Source organism: Bradyrhizobium zhengyangense (assembly GCF_022012435.1).
GTDB lineage: Bacteria > Pseudomonadota > Alphaproteobacteria > Rhizobiales > Xanthobacteraceae > Bradyrhizobium > Bradyrhizobium zhengyangense.
In genome coordinates, this window is sequence record NZ_JAKLUA010000010.1 from 17,146 (window position 1) to 34,311 (window position 17,166).

The window sequence follows — 17,166 nt, forward strand, 5'->3', positions numbered from 1 at the left end:
CAGAAAGTGGGCAGCGATGTTGCGCTGCGTTCAAAGTCGGACTGAAGTCGCGCTTGATTTTTGCCTCCCATTGCCCCACCCGAGAGATATGGCAAAGGACAACAAGGTCATCGCCGCGAACGCGGCTTTCTACGCCGCCTTTTCGACGGGCGATTTTGACGGCATGAAGCGGATGTGGGCGGATGACGATGCCATTTCCTGCATTCATCCTGGCTGGCCCGCGATCGTCGGCCACGCCACGGTGATCGGAAGCTGGCGCGACATCCTGCAAAACCCTGAGAGGCCGCAGATCGTCTGCGCCGAGCCGCAGGCGATCGTCGACGGCGACAGCGCCCGCGTGCTCTGCATCGAGATCGTCGACGGAACCGCGCTGGCCGCCGCCAACCATTTTCGCCGCGTCGGTGACGACTGGCGCATGGTGCATCACCAGTCGAGCCCGATCGCACAGATTGTCGAGCAGGCTGAGGACGATAGAGCAAGCCACCGGGTGCACTGACGGCAACCTTCACGCCGGCGTGATGTACTGTGCATGGGGTTGTTTTTCAGTGTCGTGTTCGTCGGTGAGTTCCGACAGCTCGTCCAGCACGAACCGCGCCGCGCTGAAATCATCATCCCTGAAGTAGATGCTGCGCGTGATGAGTACGGGAATGTGGGCTCGCGAGGCCGCGACCAGCCCGTTGGCGGAATCCTCGATCGCGACGCAATCCGAAGGCGCCAGCCTCAGCCGCGCCTGGACCTCGAGATAGACATCCGGCGCCGGCTTCTTGTGCCTGACATCATCGCCGGCAACGATCGCCTCGAAATCAAGAGCCCAGCCCGCCCCCAGCGCACGCGACAGCAGCGCATCGATATTGCCGTGCGAGGTCGTCGTCGCAATCGCGATCTGCTGCCTACGCGCCTTTGCAGCCGTGAGCAGCTCCGCCACGCCGGGCCTTAAGGGGCAGCAGCCGGTTTCGATCAGCTCGGCGTAATGCGCGGTCTTGATGCGGTGAAGCTCGGCGATATCGGCGTCCGACAAGGGCGAGGCGACCTGTTGCCTGGCGTGGAAGGCGCGGATGCGCTCCTTACCGCCGGTCACCCGCAGCAGATCGCGGTAGGCGGCACGGTCCCAGTGCCAGTCGAGACCATGACGGGCGAAGGCGTGGTTGAAGGCGCGCCGGTGCAGTTCCTCGGTCTCGGCAAGCGTCCCGTCGACATCGAAGATCAGCGCGACCGCGTTCCGGATCAGTTCTGCTGCGCCCGCTGGAGCGATCGCTTCCGCCTGCATGGTCGACGCCTCCCGTGAACGGATGAGCATCGCCTGCACCGGCGGTCGCGTAAAATCGCAATATCTTTTGCCGGACCCAAAAATCTCTTATGAGCGAGGACGCGCGGGCTCGCGCGAACGGAACTCGGACCACGGAAGACGCATGCGGCTCTTTATCCTCGGCCTCGGCTATAGCGCCCGGCACTTCATCCGCAGGTTCAGCGGCAACTTCTCGCATGTCGCCGGCACGGTGCGCGATCCGGCCACGCGAGACGACCTCGTCGGCATCGAGCTGCATGGCTTTGCCGGCAGCCGCCCCGCTGACGCGACGGTCGACCTCATCCGCGAGGCCGATATCCTGCTCGTCTGCATCCCGCCCGGCAGCAGCGGCGACCCCGCACTCGCGGCGTTCGGCGATGTGCTGGCGGAGGGCTGCCGCAAGGTCATCTATCTCTCCACCATCGGCGTCTATGGCGATCACGCCGGCGGATGGGTCGACGAGAGCACGCCGCCGCAATCTTCCCTCGATCGCGCGCGGATGCGCGTCGCGGCGGAGCAGGCCTGGACGGAGACGGTGCACGGCAATGTTGCGATCCTACGGCTTGCCGGCATCTACGGACCTGGCCGCAACGCGCTGGTGACGCTGCATGGCGGCACCGCCCGGCGCATCATCAAGCCCGGCCAGGTCTTCAACCGCATCCATGTCGATGACATCGCGAGCGCCATCATGGCCGCGATCAACCACAGAAATGGCGGCACCTGGAACATCTGCGACGACGAGCCCGCACCGCCGCAGGACGTGATCGCCTATGCCGCGCAGCTGATGGGCATTGCACCGCCGGCCGAAGAAGCGTTCGCAACGGCCGACATGTCGGCAATGGCGCGCAGCTTCTATGCCAGCAGCGCCCGCGTCTCCAATGCGAAACTGAAGCGCCAGCTCGGCGTCACGCTGGCCTATCCGACCTATCGGCACGGCCTCGATGCGCTGTGGCGCGATGACGAATTGCGAAAGTAAGAGGGCGGCCAATCGGCCGCCCTCTTCGAATTCGGCGTCAGCTCAGGACGCCATATTTCTTGAACCAGGCTTGCGCCTGCGCCCAGGCATCTTCCGCCGCTTCCTTGCGATAGCTGCCGCGATAGTCGGCATGGAAGCCGTGCGGCGCTTCCGGATAGATCTTGAACTCGGCCGTCTTCTTGTTCTCCGCGAGCGCGGCCTTGAGCTGCTCGACCTGGGCGACCGGAATGCCGGTGTCGGCGCCGCCATAGAGGCCGAGCACCGGCGCCTTCATCTCGGGCGCAAGCTGCATCGGGCTCTTCGGCCACAGCGGATTGGGCGCATCGACCGGCGGACCGTAGAAGGCGACGCCGGCCTTGAGCGTGCCACTATGGGCGGCATATTCCCAAACCGTGCGGCCACCGCGGCAGAATCCGATGATGCCGAGCTTGGCAGTGTCGCCGCCCTGCGATCCCGCCCAGGCCACCGTCGCATCGAGATCGGACAACAGCTCGGCGTCCGGCTTGGCGTTGACGACCGGCAGCAAGTCTTTGATGTCGGTGATCTTGGTGAGGTCCGTGCCCTTGCGGAAGTAATAGTCGGGCGCAACCGCAAAGGCGCCGAGCTTGGCGAGGCGCCGCGTCACATCCTTGATGTATTCGTGCAGGCCAAAGATCTCCATCGCGACGATGATCACCGGCGCCTTGGTGTTGCCGGTGGGCCGCGCAAAATAGGCCGGCATCTCCTCGGAACCGACCTTGATCTTGGCGTCGCCGGCCTGGAGGCCGCTGGTGTCGGTCGTGATCACCTCGGCGCGGACGGGACCTGCCGCAAGCGTGTAGCCGGCGGCGACGGCCGCGGTGGCGCTCATGAATCCGCGACGCGAGACCGGGGCGACTTTCGTCAACCCGACCACGTCGGCCGCCATGGTGGTTTCAATGCTCATTGGTCGATCCTTCCTGATGCCTTGCCCTAGTATCTTGCCCTGATCCTTCAGGCGACGCATTCGCCGACAATTGCCGCCGAAACGCAAATCACCAGCCTGCGAGCTTTCGCCCGGTCAGGTTCTCCGGGTCTTCGCCGGCGCGGTCTCGGGCATCAGGCTCATCGCCACAAGCCCGACGATCCCCGCGAGCAGCAGGTACCAGGCCGGCGCCAGCGGATCTCCGGTGACATGGAGCAACCAGGTGACCACGAGTTGCGCCGTGCCGCCAAAGCTTGCGATCGCAACCGCATAGACGGTAGCGAATACGCCGCCACGGATGTTCTGAGGCAGCGCCTCGGAGAACGTCGCATAGAAGGCCGTGAACGGCAGCGAGCCGATGACGGAGAGCAGGCCGAAGCCAGCCAGCAGCGACAATGTGCCGGGCACATGGACGATCCAAAGGAAGACCGGATAGGTCAGCAGCAGCGCTGCGAGCTGCGGCCAGATCATCACCGGTTTGCGGCCGAGACGATCAGCCAGCCCGCCGCCAACCAGCGCGCCCACGAACTGAATGCCGTTGCTGACGAGCGAAACCGCAAACGCCAGGGTCGACGAGACATGCAGCGTGTTCTGCGCATAGGTCGTCATGTATTGCGTGACATAGGTCGAGATCGTGCCGCTGGCCAGAACCATCAGCGCCAGCATGATCAGGCCGATGTGACGGCGGGCCAGCGAGAGCTGGCCCGTGCTTTCCTTCGCCACGATTCCGGCTTCCGCCTGCGGGATGGTCTCCGGCAAGGTCCGACGCATCCAGACGCCGAACGGCAGGCAGACCGCGCCGATCAGAAAGGCCACCCGCCAGCCATAGAGGTCGAGCATCTCCGGTGCCATGGTCTTGCTGAGGATCACACCGACCAGGGCGCCTGCCGTCGCCGCGATCTCCTGGCTCGCCGGCTGCCATGCCACCACCAGCGCCCGATGTTCAGGCGGCGCGATCTCGATCAGATAGGCGGTGGTGGGCCCGACCTCGCCGCCGAGTGCAAAACCCTGCACCAAGCGGGCCGCGATCACGATGACCGGCGCAGCAAGCCCGATCGAATTGTAGGACGGCGTGAACGTGATGGTCAGGATCGCAACCCCCATCAGCGCGAAGCTCAGCAGCATGGCCGGCCGCCGGCCGACCCGGTCGGAATAGATCCCAAGCACGATGCCGCCGATCGGCCGCGTCAAGAAGCCCGCGCCGAAGGTCGCCAATGACAACATCAGGCTGCCGTACTCGCTGCCGGTTGGGAAAAAGGTGTGGCCAATCTGGATCGCGAAGAAGCTGTACGTGATGAAGTCGTAGAACTCGAGCATGTTGCCGACAGTGGCAGCCAGCGCGGCGCGTCTAACGCTGAACGGTTCGATTTGCTCTGTTCCTAACGACACTTGTGAATTTCCCGGTACGATTGTGTGCCCGATTTAACCGGGTAGCCGCATTGCGTCGCAACATCCATTAACCGAAAAAAGGGGTTCTCGCGCCCCGCACCGTCCCGTCCCGAGTTGCACATTGTGTGCAGCTTCGCGCAATTCGAAACGTTTCAATGCAAAAAACGGGCGCGATCGTGGCCGCAGCGACACATGATGTTGCCCGAAGACAGCGGGCCCGCGCTATTTGACTGAAATTTTCAGATCAGTCGAGCCTTGCAGTTTACTCGAACTTTCTTTGTGACGATCTAGTTCCACTCGCGAATGTTCCATCTCCAGAACGGAGAGAACCAAGCGCGGCATGTCATTCGTCTCGCGCGAATCAACGCTCATTCTGACCTGCAGCGATTGCGCCCTCGAACGCTCAATTGAATAAAGCTTTATCCGATCTGGCATTGAAATGAATTTGGCTCGCGAAGCGATTGAATTGTTGGGACAGGTGGCGCGGATCCTGTGGTTTGAAGGCACCAAGCATGGCATGCGCGATCGCGAGTGGATGGCGCTGCGTTTCCTCTCCCGTGCGAACCGGTTCTCACGGACGCCTTCGGCGCTGGCAAGCTATATCGGTACGACGCGCGGCACCGCCTCGTTCATCATCGGCGAGCTCGAACGTCTCGGTTACGTGGAGCGAACACGCTCGTCCAAGGACAAGCGCTCGGTCATGCTGAGCGTGACGCAGCAGGGCAAGAAGTTTCTTGCGCGCGATGCGGTCAACGGCTTGGCCGACGCCTTCGCCGTCCTCGATGACGACAGCAAGCTCCGCTTTCGCGACACGTTGCGACACGTGCTCGATCAGGCGGATGCCGCCGAACAGAGGCATCATACCGACGTCTGCAAGCGATGCATCTTCCTGCGGGAGGATCGCACCGCTTCCGAGAACAAGTCGACAGTCGAGTTCACCTGCCGGCTGTTTCGTGCCTCGATCGCCGAGGCCGAGATCGAGCTGCTATGCACCAGCTTCGAGCATCACCGACAATAGAAGCGTCCGCCGCTTACTTGCGCGCCGAATAGACGACACCCCCGCCGCTGGTTTCCACCACGAGACGGCCGTTCTCGTTCCTGATCTCCTCGATCCGACCGAGATTTGGGACCTGCTGGCCGAGCACGGCCTCGACGACGCCGTTCGGGCCCTGCAAGATCGCAATGCCCTCATAGGCCTGGCGGACCGACCAGCCCTTGACAACCTTCCGCGGCGCTGAGCTCCGCTCGACCGGAGCCACCGAGCCCGTGGTCTCCGGCGCGGCAACCGACGCCATCACCGGCATCGCTGGCGACGGCTGCGCGGCGACTTGCACCGGCGCCTGGATTTGGGCCTGAGCAAGCCGGTCGAGCTTCGCCGTCGAAGACGAGCTGACCCGCTCGATACGATCCAGATTCTCGGCAAACCGGCCGAAACGATCGCTGGTTGCCTTGCTCGACTGATCGACCGCGGTGCGCAGGCCATCGAGATTCTCCGATACGCCGGACAATTGCTTGCGCAGCTGGGCGACCGTGTCGCGCAGATTCCTGATCTCCGCATTGGCCGCGACATTGGTCTGGCCCGGCTGCGTCGTGAGATAGGCGATGACGCCGGTGCACGCGCAAACCACCAGAATGGCGGCAACCGCCAATGTCGCGAGCGGCGCGACCCATGTGGGGCGCGGCGGCGGCGACTTGGCCACGATCACCGCCGGCTTGATCACCACCGGCGCAGGTTTCGGTATTGCCATCTTATCAAGGCGCGCCTTGGCACGAATGCGCTTCAATCCCTCGAGCGCCTCTTTCGCTGCGGCTTCGTCGCTCGACACTGATGCAGGCTTCGCCCCTGCCGCGGGCTTGGCCGCGCGCGCATTACTATTGGGCTTTGTATCGCGTGTTTCCGGAGCAGGCTTCGCCGCAGCGGTCAAATCCGCCGCTTCAGCGGGACGCGTTTTTCCATCGGACAACATTTGAAAATGCTCCGTTCGTTTCGATCCGTCGAACGAAGCTAGTTGGCGAAGCTTGCCTGAAACGTGCGCATCGGAAATCTTTCGTCGCGCGTGATGCACGCGCGAGCCTGACGCATCATGCGTGAGTCAAAAGTGCGACTCGAAAGACACACACTCGCCAAGATTTTGCCAAGCTGGAGTCGCGCCGCCATACGTGAGTCGAATTGTCGCACGCGAGTGCACGACCAAGAGAGTCAATCCGGGGTTGAAAATCCTCGGTACGATGGCGCGGTGACACGACTCAAAATGGCTTTATTTATACGGGCATAGGAACTTTATAACCGCCACGGTGCAAAACTGGTTCGGAATTCAAATCAACTGATACGTTCGAACATACAAAGAAACAACTGGAAACAAACCAACAGCATCAAGCACACGTAGCAAACGCTTTGTTCCGCACGCTTGATCGGAAATCGGCAATTGTTACGGTCTGTCTCAAGTGATTCTCGCCCGTTGGCGAGGAGATCGACTGAGTTCAGTGGCGTTCGGACGCGGTGAGCAACGTAACGCAACTGTACCAGGTCGCGGTCTCAATCCGCCCCGCAAGGTGATCCGTAAGACACCCGCCGGGCTTCACGCAGTAAGCGTTCAGTATCGAGTCGAAGTAGCAGGCCCACACACGTGGGCACTGAATGCGTAGGGCTGCCCGCGAATATCGAAACCACAATAACGGTTCGCGGGAGGGAATATCGTCAAACAGCATGGCTGCCGAGCCGGGGCATCACAACAAACCTCCCGGCCACAGCAAGTGCGAAACAGGGGCGAAAGACTGATGTATATTATCGTTGATGATCGCGAGAGCGTCACGAACAGCTACGTAGGAGGGCTCGTTCGCGAAGGCGTATCGTCGATCGGCTTCTCCTCCGGAGAATTCTGGGACTGGCTGCAATCCGCGAGTGAATCGGACCTGGCAGCCGTCGATGCCTTCCTTCTGGGGGACTGCGATGCCCGCGGAAGCCTTCCACGGGCGATGCGCAAGCGGTCTACGGCTCCGATCATCGCCATGAGTGGCCAGAAGATGCTCAAGAACACGCTGGAGCTGTTCGAATCCGGCGTGGACGACGTCGTCCACGTTCCGATCCATCTGCGTGAGATCCTCGCCCGAACGGCCGCGATCGCTCGCCGCCGGGTGGGCGAGTTGCCGAGGCCCTGCGAGACCAGGATCCAGGTCTTCTTCAACGGACGTGACCCCGAGATCGCGGGCCACGCCTTGACGCTGCCCCGCCGCGAACTGCGCATTCTCGAATATATGGTCAGCAACCACGGCAAGTGGATCACCAAGACGCAGATCTTCAACGCGGTCTATGGCATCTTTGAATCCACCTTCGACGAGAGCGTGATCGAGAGTCACGTCAGCAAGCTGCGCAAGAAGCTCCGCGACCGCCTCGGTTTCGATGCGATCGTGGCCCGCCGCTATGTCGGATACCGGCTCAACATCCCGGCCAATGAGACCATCGACGAGCCGATGCAGGAGCTCGACGAAGTCGGCATCCTCCTGAACCGGGCCCATGCCGCCCCGGCGGCCTACCCGGCCGGCAACTGAAGCAGCGAGCCCGGCTCACAAACGACCACCGGCCCCTGCGGGACGCTCCCGCAGGGGCCGGTTTGCTTTTAACGGCAGAGATGTCGTGCTGCCGGCGCGACTTCGCGGACCAGCGCACTACGGCTTCTTCTGGAATTCTTCCTTGGAGACGTAGTTGAAGTCCTCGACCAGGACGTCCTGGACGACGTCGGCCTGCATGCGCTCGTTGACGCGCTGCTTGATCACCGAGGTGAGGCCGGAGAGATCGTAACGGGCAAGCTTCCTGAAATCGAGCTTGTCGTCAGCGTAGATCCTGCGGAAGGCCTCGTCGACGACGAACGGCTCCGGCGGGACGGTCAGCTGGTGCATAGTCTTCGCCTCGACGGTGTAGACGAAGCGCGCGACGATGTAGCCCTGCACGGCGCCGCCCTCGACCATGGGCACGCTCAGCGCCCGCGTCTTCTGGTATTGCAGTCCGTCGAGATATTCGTCCTTCGCGGGCAGCAGGCTGCCATTTTCCTTCCAATAGGCAACGCCGTAGCTCGTGCCCGCGGTAAGGATGCATACCCAGAGCCCGGCCAGCACCAGCTTGATCATTTTCCGTCCTGCGCTGCGCGACCGGTGTACGTGCCGTCGGATTCAGCCTCCTTGATCGCCCTGACGATGATGCTCGCGACCTCGCGCACGGCGTCATAGTGCATCTCGAGCAGAGAGCGGTTTCGCTCGAGTTTCTCGCGCAGCCGCTGGATCTCCTCGGTGATTTCGATTTCTCGGCCGAGATGCATCCGCGCCCGCATCAGCCGGACGAATTCCAGCATGCTCCGGCTCTTGCGCGCGCTGAAATCGTCGAAATCGACCTTCTGCCCCGTCGCGAGCGCAGTGGTCTCCTCCTCGATGATGTCTTCGAGCCGGCGAATGGCGACCAGCAATCCGGCGACCTCTTCGGACCGCATCGCCTCCAACCTTGCCGCATCGGCATCGTCGGGCGTCATGCCGCTGCCGACATCAGGCAGGAGCGCCGGCAACAGAACGTCGCGCGGCTCAGCCTCCGTCACGGCCTCGATGTCCAGGACGTGTTGCTCAACGACCGGCTGCTCCATCACCTGGGTCGTCGCGCCTTGTTCTACCTGCATAGCAAATTCACCCCTCAAATTTCGTCACCCATGTCCCAGATTCATCAGCCCGACTTGCCCGCGACCTCCGGGCCTACCGGATGCGCAGAGGCGAGTTGCTTGGCAATTCCGATCCCCTTGCCCTTCGCCAGCTGGGCGCCGAGCTGCTCGGCCAGCATCGATTTCCAGATGCCGCCCGCGGTGCCCTTGCCAAACACCTCCTCCGACTCCTTCGGCAGCATCGTCTCGACGAAGGTCTGGAGGACGAATGCCTCGAACTTGCGATAGACCTCGTCCGGGCCCGGCTTCTTGATCACCTGCACCGGCGGTCCGTTCACCACGCCCGATTGCGCCTCGGCCACCCTCGTCGCGGCTTGATCGGCCGCCTTGCTGGCCGCCGCATCCATCGTCGCAGCAAAATCGGCGTCCGACGATTTCAGCGACTCGAGCTTCGCAGTCGCCGTCCGCTGCGCAACCGGATCGGCGGCATCGAGGACATCGAGAACGAGGTCGGATGTCGGTGTCACAATCATGTCTTGGTCCGCCTGGCTGGCCGCGGCGTCAGATCGCGCGCGGCGGCGTGTGTTCCCACCATGTCTTCGAGCGAGCGCTTCTCGGCGTCGCGCAGCTTGTCGGCGAGCGCCGCCTTGGCGACGTCCTCGAGCTGCTTCACGCGCCGGGTCTCCGAGCGGACCTTGTCGAGCTGCATCGCAGCGCGCTCCTGCACGGCGCGAGCGCCTACGCTCGTCCTGTTGAGGCGCCGTGCAATCGAATCGCTCGACGAGCCCGCCGGCGCCTTGCCTTCGTTCAAGGTCCCCACCAGCCATGCCTGTTCATCTTGCATGGCCTGCTCCTCCTGGCGCATTTGCGCGAGCTGCCATTCGGACAGCCGGAGCTGAAGCTTCACCAGCGAGACAATGCGACTGAGCTTGTCGGCGCGCGAGGTCATGTTTCGTCATCCCGCCAGCCATGACGACAGGCCGAGCATGAACTGCGCCAGCAGTTCGTCGCTGGTCAGGTAAAGTAGCAGAAAACCACCGAACAGGACGAATGGCACCGAGACGAAATACACCGGTATAGCCGGGGTCAGCTTGTTGATGAGACCGACCGAGAAATTGACGATGACGGAATAAACGATGAAGGGGCTGGTGATCCGCAGCGTCAGCACGAACGCGTCGGCGAGACGGCTCACCAGCTGGTTCAGGGCCATCTCGCTGGTCAGCTTCTCGCCGGGATGCCAGACGTCGTAGGAGTTCATCAGCCCGCGCAACACCTGCCAGTGCTGGTCGGTCAGAAAGAACAGCGTGGTGACGGCGGCCATGATCAGCGGCACCACGGGCGGCGCCGGATCGGTGTCGCCGACAGGCGTGCCCGGGATGCTGCTGAGCCCGATCGCGCTCGCCATCACGGTGAGCATGGTCTGGAGTGCGAGGAAGAACACCCGCCCGCCGAGGCCGATGACGCTGCCGACCAGAAGCTCTGTGCCGATCAGCAGCGCCAGCGTCAGCGGCGAGGCGCCGTCGACGAGCGGTTTCAGGATGGCGATAAGGATCGGCGTCAGTGCGAAGGTCGTGACCAGGGCAACGAACAGGCGGATCTGCGGCGGAACGTTCACGCTGGAATAGCCGGGCACCAGCATCAGGCAGGCGCCGATACGGCAGAACACGATGAACGTGGCGAGCACGTTGTCGGTGAGGCCGCCGATCACGAAATGGCTCCAAGCGCGCGGATCTCGGCGCTGCGAGCGACCTCGACATGCGACAGGATTGGCAAGGTGGGGAACACCCGCTCCAGAATCATGCGGACATAGGGCCTGGCTTCCGGCGTGACCGCCAGCACCACGCTGGTGCCGTCCTCGGTGAACTTCCGGACCGCGGCGCTGGCTTCGGTCGCGAACTGCTCGATCAGCCGCGGGTCGGCATCGAACTCGACGACGTCGCCCTTGGCGTCGCGCTTCAGACTCTGATGGAAGGCAAGGTCCCAGCGATTGCCGAGGCGAAGGACGTTGAGCACGCCGTTGTCGGAGAGGTCGCCGCAGATCTGCTGGGCAAGACGCATCCGCACGTGCTCGGCGACTTGCTCGGACCGCCGCACATGCGGCGCGATCTCGGCGATCGCTTCGAGGATCAGATGCAGGTTCCGGATCGAAACCCGCTCACCCAGCAGGATCTTCAGGATCGCCAGCAGGCCGGAATAGGAGATCTGCGATGGGCAGAGATCGTCGACCAGGCGCTTGTACTCGGGCTCGAGCCGGTCGAGAAGCCCGCGCATGTCCTTGTAGGACAGCAGCTGCGATAGGTTAGCCCTCAGCACTTCGCTTAAGTGCGTGAGCAGGACCGACAGATTGTCGACCGGCTTGCAGCCCTGCCGCTTGACCTCTTCGGTGAAGGCTTCCGTCACCCACAGCGCCTTCATGCCGAACGCGGGTTCGATCACCTCGTCGCCGGGCACGTCCGGTTTGCCGTCCTTGTCCACCAGCACCATCACCTCGCCGATGCGGAGCTCGCCATGGGCGACGCGCGTATCGTGGATCCGGATCTGGTATCCCTTGGGGTCGATCGACAGATTGTCAGACAGCTTGATCTCGGGAATGACGAAGCCGTACTGCTTGGCGAACTTCTTGCGGATCTTGGCGACGCGATGGGCAAGCTCGTTGCGCGAACCGAGCAGGTGAACCGACAGATGGCTCCCGAGCGACAGCTCGATCTCGGCGGTCTTGAGCGATTCCTTGACCGATTCCTTGGCCTCGTTCTGGGCGCGCTCTTCCGCCTTGCGCGCGTCTTCTTTCCGCTCGCGCGCTGCCTGCCGCTTCGGCAGCGAATAGCCGACGAAAGCCATGACGCCGCCCAGCAGCACGAACGGTGCCATCGGCAGCCCCGGCATCAGGGCAAGCACGAACATCATCAAGGAGGCCGCCGACACCGCGCGCGGATAGCCACCGAGCTGCCGCAGCACCGCCTGCTCGGCGGAGCCCCTGGTGCCGCCCTTGGACACCAGGAGGCCCGCCGACAGCGACACGATCAGCGCCGGCATCTGCGTGACCAGACCGTCGCCGACCGAGAGTTTTGTGTAGACGTCAGCGGCGCGCGACAGGGTCAATCCGTGATGAGTTACGCCGATGATGATGCCGCCGAAGATGTTGATCGCCGTGATGATCAGGCCGGCGATGGCATCGCCGCGCACGAATTTCGAGGCACCATCCATCGCGCCGAAGAAGGAGCTCTCCTCTTCGAGCTCGCGGCGCCGGCGCTGGGCTTCCTTGTCGTCGATCAGGCCCGCGGAAAGGTCCGCGTCGATCGCCATCTGCTTGCCGGGAATGGCATCCAGGGTGAAGCGGGCGCCGACTTCGGCGATACGCGTGGCGCCCTTGGTGATCACGACGAAATTCACCGTGACCAGGATCGCGAAGATGATCAGACCGATGACGAAGTCGCCGCCCATGACGAACTTGGAGAAGCCGGCGACAACGTGGCCGGCAGCGGTCTCGCCCTCCCCGCCGCGCGACAGGATCAGGCGGGTGGTCGCGACGTTGAGCGCGAGCCGCAGGATCGTCGCGATCAGGAGCACTGTCGGGAAGGCGGAAAAATCCAGCGGTCGCTGGATCCACAACGCGACCATCAGGATCAGCGCCGCCAGCGCGATCGAGAAGGCGAGGCCGAGGTCGATCAGAACAGGGGGAATCGGCAGGAACAGGATCGTGAGCATGGTCACGATACCGCCAGCGAAGAAGGCGTCCGCACCAAAGCGTCGCGGGTTCGGCAGGCTAGCAGCTAACGTATCGGCCATAGGTCACCGGGCGGCAGGGTCCGCCCTGCAATCTGCCCCGCAAAGCTTACGCGAGGGTGGTGGCCGGGCCTGGCCTGCGGATCAGAAGCCGTGCTCGATCCGCGAATAGACCATCTCCGTGAAAGTGGAGAGATGGGCGCCGATGAAGGAGCCGGAGATGGCCACGACCACCAGGATGACGATGATCTTCGGAACAAAGGTCAGCGTCGCCTCCTGGATCTGGGTCAGGGCCTGGATCAGCGCGATGACAATGCCGACCAGCATCGCCGCGCCGACTGCGGGTCCGCACGCAACGAGGATGGTCCAGATCGCTGCCTGGACGAGGTCGAGGGCGTCCCGCTCGTTCATGGCTAGTTGCTGATCGTCAGACCAGGGCCGACCGCGACCTTGGTGCCGTCCTGGAGGGTCGCGACGGAGCCGTTGCTGTTGATCGAGATCGACGCGACCTTGCCGGTGAAAGTCGCGCCGGTCGAGTCGGTGAAGCTGACGTTCTTTCCGATCAGCCCGTCCGCCTGCGACAGCGATTGGGAGGACAGCAGCGAATCCAGCTTCGTGTTGGTTTGCATGGCCTGCTCGACCGTCGACAGCTGGGCGAACTGGCTCATATATTGCGACGTATCCGTCGGATTGGTCGGATCCTGGTTCTTCATCTCGGCGATGAGGAGCTGAAGGAAAGTGTTGTAGTCGACACCGCTGCTCGACGGCGTCGAACCGGACGAGGTCGAGCTGGTCGAATTGGTGCTTGTGGTATCGGTCACGCTGGGAACGTTCATGAGCCTCTCCGCTGTCAGGCAGCCTTGATTGGAGATTCGGTGGTGGTGCCGGCCAGGATCGCCTCCTCCAGAGGGAACAGCGCCCGGATGCGCTTGAGCGCCTCGAAGTAGCGGGATCCGCCGACCATCTCGTCGATCGCGGCGAGCCCGTCGAGCATCTCGCGGTTCTCGCACACAGCCAGCAGGGCTGCGTGGTGCTGCCCATAGAGCGAAGCGGCGGCAGCCACGTCCGTCGGATTCATCAGCATGAGCTGAACGATGAAATAGAGCTGGCGCATCGCCGTGGTGGCGTCGGCGGCCTGCATCACCTGCCCTTCCAGCAGGAACATCACGTCATTGACGAGCTCCAGCGAGACCTTGCGGTCCACGCGCAGCACCGCGCCGTTGATGTAGACCCGTTCGCCGGCCCGCAAGGAGATCTTCATTAAAGCGCGTCTCGGATCAGGCGGTTGATTTCGACGAGCTGCATCACGTCGTTCGATCGTTCCTCGCGAAGGCGATCGGCTTCCTTGACGACCCACAGCCCGATCGAGATGATGTCGGCGCGCAGCTGCTCGGGCAGCCCGTTCTCCGGATGCGCGAGGTCCTCGATGAAGATGGTCCACAGCCGCCGGACGTAGAGCAGGCTCTGGACCTGATCCTCGATGCTGAAGCGCTGCTCCTTCTGGAGCCGCTCCAGCCGGTCGATGCCGAGGCTGAGCGCCTGGCGCTCGCGTCCTCGCGCCTCGTAGCCGCTGTCTTCAACAACCGTCTCATAGGCTTCAAAAGTCATCCGTAATACTCTGCGCAGGAAATTGCAGGAAACTGAAAGCGAACGCGACCGCCCTTGGGCTCAGAGATAGTTGATGAGGCTGATCTTTTGGAGCTGCGAGGTCAGTGCGAGTGCCGTCTGGATCTGGGTCTGCAGCGTGTTGACGCGCACAGACGCTTCGGTCGGATCGACCTTCTCCATGCCGACGATCTGATTGTTCAGAATGTCCTTCTGGGTCTTCAGCTTGTCGGTCGCGTTGGTGATCCGCTGCTGGACCGTGCCGACGTCGCCGCCGAGCGTCGCAAGGTCCGTGATGGCGCTCCCGACGAGGCCGATGGCCTTGTCCACCACCACCTGGAACGTCGACTGGTCGAGGTTCGCGTTCCCGAGATCGGCCATCATGGTGTAGGCCTCGGCGAGCTTGCGAAAACCGGTCTGGTTGGCGCTGACGGACGTATCGGCGATCTCGGTCGTCGAGATGCGGCTTTGCATGACCTGGTCAGTGGCCGACGACCAATTGGTGTTCCAGGCCGGGCTTGCGAACTCGGCGTCGAACGGGCCGTTGAGGAATGTCTGCATCTGAGCAGGCGTAATGGTGTTCACGCTGGCCGAGGATTGCGTGAAGCCGAAGGCCGCAACGAAATCGGCATCGACTTTGTTCTTGCTGGCCGAGCCGGCTTGGTAGGCCGTGATCGGCTGGTTCTGCGTGTTGATGCCCGAGAACAGGTACGAGCCGTTATAAGAAATGTTCAACGCGCCGATCAGGTCCTGGAGATTGGAGGACGCCGGCGGCAGGATGATCCGCCCGCCACCGTCGGTGCTGCGGGCCGCGATCAGGTCCTTGAGGAAGTCAGTTGCGGTCGTGCTGAGCTGGGTGATGCGGTCCTGGGTCACGTCCAGGCGCCCCCCGACGAGGCCGTTGGTGTCGACGAGCTGATCGCCGAAGCTCAGGTCCGCCCGCAGGGTGACGTCGCCACCCGTCGTCGCACCGAGCTGGAGGCCGACATCGGCGAAGCGGCCGGTGGTCGCTTCCGTCGACGCCTTGCTCAGCGCAGCCTGATTGTTCGTGATCGAATACCTCAAGGACGAGTGTAGCACGAGGGTGGAAATGTAGTTGGCGCTCATCATCACGGATTCCCCACGGCGGCTAGCAAGGCTTGCAACATTTGGTCGACGGTCGAGATGATCTTCGACGACGCCGAATAGGTACGCTCGACCTGGAGCATCAACGACATCTCGTCGTCCATGTTGACGCCGTTGACGTTCGACAGCGCTGTCGTGCTGCGGTCCAGCAACGTGTTCTGGTACTGGGAATTGTCGTTGGCGGTCTTGCGCTGGTTCTCGATCCAGCTCGTCGATGACGACGCGTAGTCGATCAGGCTGCCGTTCGGCTTGCCCTGCGTTGTGGCATCGAACGGCTGCGACGCATCCATGTTGCCGATGAGCTGCTGAAGCCGGGCCGAAAAGCCGCCGTTACCTGCCGTGTTATAGTTATAGGCCGGGCTTCCGCTGATCGCGCCGTCGCGCAGCAGATTCGGGTTGCCGCCCTGGGCGGGATCGACCGACGCGGCGACCGAAATCGTGCCGGCCAGGCCAACCGAGACAGTGGCGCTGGCGGGCATCGTCGGTGAGCCAGGATAAGTGAAGAGACCGGGAACGTCGGGCAGCGCCGCGCCGGATTGGTCGCTTTCCTTGAAACTGTTGATCAGGCCGCGCGCGATCTCGTCGAGCTGGCTCTGATAGGTGACCGTATCGGTGTCGCGCAATTGGGCGAGGCCGGCGAGCTTGCCTGATTTGATCGGCATCACCGAATTGGCACCAGTCACGGGCACGCCGTCGATGAAGACCGCGTTACCCGTTGTGCTCGCCGAATAGGCGTTGGTCGGAGCGAAAGTCACCGCCCGCGCCGTCTTGTCGAAGAGCACCGCGCCGCTGTCGGCGTAGAGGGCAGCATCGCCGTTGGTGCCGATCGCCATCGTGACGCCGACCTCCTGCGACAATTGCGAGACGATGCTGTCGCGCTGGTCGAGATAGTCGGTCACGTCGTCACCGGCGATCGTACCCTTCACGATCGCAGTGTTGACTGTCTGGAACTGGGAGAGCAGCTGTTTGATGTTCTGGACCGACGTTTTCATGTCGGCGTCCGCGCCCTCGCGCACCGACTGCACGGTCTGGGTCGCCTGGTTGAGCGCGGTCGCCATGTCTTTGGCGGACGTCACGGCGGCCTGCGCCAGCGTGGTGTTATCAGGCGCGTTGGCATATTGCTGCAGCGCCTGCTTCAGCGCATTAAGCTGCGCCGTCGGTGACTGGTCGAGCTGCGGATCGTCCACCGTGGCAGCGGCGACCTTCTGAAGACCGGTATAGATCGCGCTCTGCGTGGCGGCTGCCGAGGTCGCGGTCAGAACGTTGCTGTACAAGCCCGAAGAGGCGGCGCGCTGGATCGCCGCGACATAAACGCCAGCGCCGGGAAGATTATCCAGCTCGGTGATCTTGCGCGAATAGCCGGTCGAACCGGCACCCGCGATATTGCGCGAGATCGTCGACGACTGGATGCCCGACGCCATGAGCGAGTTGCGGGCGGAGTCGAGCGCTGAGGTAAGGGACATGGCGTGCTCTTGAACGT

General features: G+C 63.0%; 20 protein-coding genes. 4 read left to right on the top strand and 16 right to left on the bottom strand.

Going from position 1 to position 17,166, the window contains the following annotated elements; translation table 11 throughout:
• Positions 1 to 88: 88 nt before the first annotated feature.
• A complete protein-coding gene (locus L6637_RS26675) occupies positions 89 to 496 on the top strand; it encodes a nuclear transport factor 2 family protein (protein ID WP_128950075.1) in 408 nt (135 codons plus the stop codon).
• A gap of 9 nt (positions 497 to 505) precedes the next feature.
• Here L6637_RS26675 and L6637_RS26680 read toward each other — a convergent pair whose 3' ends face one another.
• On the bottom strand, positions 506 to 1,267 hold the full coding sequence (locus L6637_RS26680) for an HAD family hydrolase (protein WP_377803184.1): 762 nt from the start codon (positions 1,265 to 1,267) through the stop codon (positions 506 to 508).
• A 142-nt stretch (positions 1,268 to 1,409) separates the two neighbouring features.
• On the opposite strand from L6637_RS26680, the gene L6637_RS26685 reads away from it, so the two are divergent.
• Entirely contained in the window at positions 1,410 to 2,261 is an 852-nt protein-coding gene (locus tag L6637_RS26685; protein ID WP_237872401.1) for an SDR family oxidoreductase, read from the top strand.
• A 37-nt stretch (positions 2,262 to 2,298) separates the two neighbouring features.
• Here L6637_RS26685 and L6637_RS26690 read toward each other — a convergent pair whose 3' ends face one another.
• Both L6637_RS26690 and L6637_RS26695 read right to left on the bottom strand, forming a co-directional pair.
• A complete protein-coding gene (locus L6637_RS26690) occupies positions 2,299 to 3,186 on the bottom strand; it encodes a dienelactone hydrolase family protein (protein ID WP_237872403.1) in 888 nt (295 codons plus the stop codon).
• A 114-nt stretch (positions 3,187 to 3,300) separates the two neighbouring features.
• Positions 3,301 to 4,521 (bottom strand): MFS transporter, encoded by a 1,221-nt coding sequence (locus L6637_RS26695; protein ID WP_237872645.1) that lies wholly within the window; start codon positions 4,519 to 4,521, stop codon positions 3,301 to 3,303.
• 511 nt (positions 4,522 to 5,032) lie between these two features.
• Between L6637_RS26695 and L6637_RS26700 the strand changes: the two genes are divergently transcribed.
• Complete coding sequence (locus tag L6637_RS26700; protein ID WP_237872405.1) at positions 5,033 to 5,611, top strand: MarR family winged helix-turn-helix transcriptional regulator; 579 nt, start codon at positions 5,033 to 5,035, stop codon at positions 5,609 to 5,611.
• A gap of 13 nt (positions 5,612 to 5,624) precedes the next feature.
• Here the strand turns inward: L6637_RS26700 and L6637_RS26705 are convergent, their stop codons facing one another.
• Complete coding sequence (locus L6637_RS26705) at positions 5,625 to 6,560, bottom strand: hypothetical protein (RefSeq protein ID WP_237872407.1); 936 nt, start codon at positions 6,558 to 6,560, stop codon at positions 5,625 to 5,627.
• An 811-nt stretch (positions 6,561 to 7,371) separates the two neighbouring features.
• Here L6637_RS26705 and L6637_RS26710 point away from each other — a divergent pair.
• Positions 7,372 to 8,142 (top strand): response regulator transcription factor, encoded by a 771-nt coding sequence (locus L6637_RS26710; protein ID WP_220004834.1) that lies wholly within the window; start codon positions 7,372 to 7,374, stop codon positions 8,140 to 8,142.
• 117 nt (positions 8,143 to 8,259) lie between these two features.
• Here L6637_RS26710 and L6637_RS26715 read toward each other — a convergent pair whose 3' ends face one another.
• From L6637_RS26715 to flgK, 12 genes are all read right to left on the bottom strand, one after another.
• Positions 8,260 to 8,718 (bottom strand): hypothetical protein, encoded by a 459-nt coding sequence (locus L6637_RS26715; protein ID WP_237872409.1) that lies wholly within the window; start codon positions 8,716 to 8,718, stop codon positions 8,260 to 8,262.
• Positions 8,715 to 9,254: a flagellar biosynthesis protein FlgN gene (locus L6637_RS26720; RefSeq protein WP_237862713.1), complete on the bottom strand. Its 540-nt coding sequence runs from the start codon at positions 9,252 to 9,254 to the stop codon at positions 8,715 to 8,717. The genes L6637_RS26715 and L6637_RS26720 overlap by 4 nt, the downstream gene beginning before the upstream one ends.
• Before the next feature lie 44 nt (positions 9,255 to 9,298).
• Entirely contained in the window at positions 9,299 to 9,766 is a 468-nt protein-coding gene (locus L6637_RS26725) for a rod-binding protein (RefSeq protein WP_237872411.1), read from the bottom strand.
• On the bottom strand, positions 9,763 to 10,182 hold the full coding sequence (locus tag L6637_RS26730; RefSeq protein WP_237862715.1) for a hypothetical protein: 420 nt from the start codon (positions 10,180 to 10,182) through the stop codon (positions 9,763 to 9,765). Before L6637_RS26730 ends, L6637_RS26725 begins: the two co-directional genes overlap by 4 nt.
• Before the next feature lie 6 nt (positions 10,183 to 10,188).
• Entirely contained in the window at positions 10,189 to 10,941 is a 753-nt protein-coding gene (gene fliR / locus L6637_RS26735; protein WP_237862717.1) for a flagellar biosynthesis protein FliR, read from the bottom strand.
• Positions 10,938 to 13,019 (bottom strand): flagellar biosynthesis protein FlhA, encoded by a 2,082-nt coding sequence (gene flhA / locus L6637_RS26740; RefSeq protein WP_237872413.1) that lies wholly within the window; start codon positions 13,017 to 13,019, stop codon positions 10,938 to 10,940. The genes fliR and flhA overlap by 4 nt, the downstream gene beginning before the upstream one ends.
• Before the next feature lie 81 nt (positions 13,020 to 13,100).
• The gene (gene fliQ, locus L6637_RS26745) at positions 13,101 to 13,367 is read right to left on the bottom strand and encodes a flagellar biosynthesis protein FliQ (protein WP_220004841.1); all 267 of its coding nucleotides are present in this window, start codon (positions 13,365 to 13,367) and stop codon (positions 13,101 to 13,103) included.
• Between the two features lie 2 nt (positions 13,368 to 13,369).
• Entirely contained in the window at positions 13,370 to 13,792 is a 423-nt protein-coding gene (gene flgD, locus L6637_RS26750) for a flagellar hook assembly protein FlgD (RefSeq protein ID WP_237862719.1), read from the bottom strand.
• Between the two features lie 14 nt (positions 13,793 to 13,806).
• Positions 13,807 to 14,217 (bottom strand): flagellar biosynthesis repressor FlbT, encoded by a 411-nt coding sequence (flbT, locus tag L6637_RS26755; protein WP_237862720.1) that lies wholly within the window; start codon positions 14,215 to 14,217, stop codon positions 13,807 to 13,809.
• Complete coding sequence (gene flaF / locus L6637_RS26760) at positions 14,217 to 14,564, bottom strand: flagellar biosynthesis regulator FlaF (protein WP_237862721.1); 348 nt, start codon at positions 14,562 to 14,564, stop codon at positions 14,217 to 14,219. The genes flbT and flaF overlap by 1 nt, the downstream gene beginning before the upstream one ends.
• 60 nt (positions 14,565 to 14,624) lie before the next feature.
• On the bottom strand, positions 14,625 to 15,671 hold the full coding sequence (locus L6637_RS26765) for a flagellar hook-associated family protein (protein WP_237862722.1): 1,047 nt from the start codon (positions 15,669 to 15,671) through the stop codon (positions 14,625 to 14,627).
• Positions 15,671 to 17,149, bottom strand: a complete 1,479-nt coding sequence (flgK, locus tag L6637_RS26770) for a flagellar hook-associated protein FlgK (RefSeq protein ID WP_237872415.1) — start codon at positions 17,147 to 17,149, stop codon at positions 15,671 to 15,673. The genes L6637_RS26765 and flgK overlap by 1 nt, the downstream gene beginning before the upstream one ends.
• Positions 17,150 to 17,166: the final 17 nt, after the last annotated feature.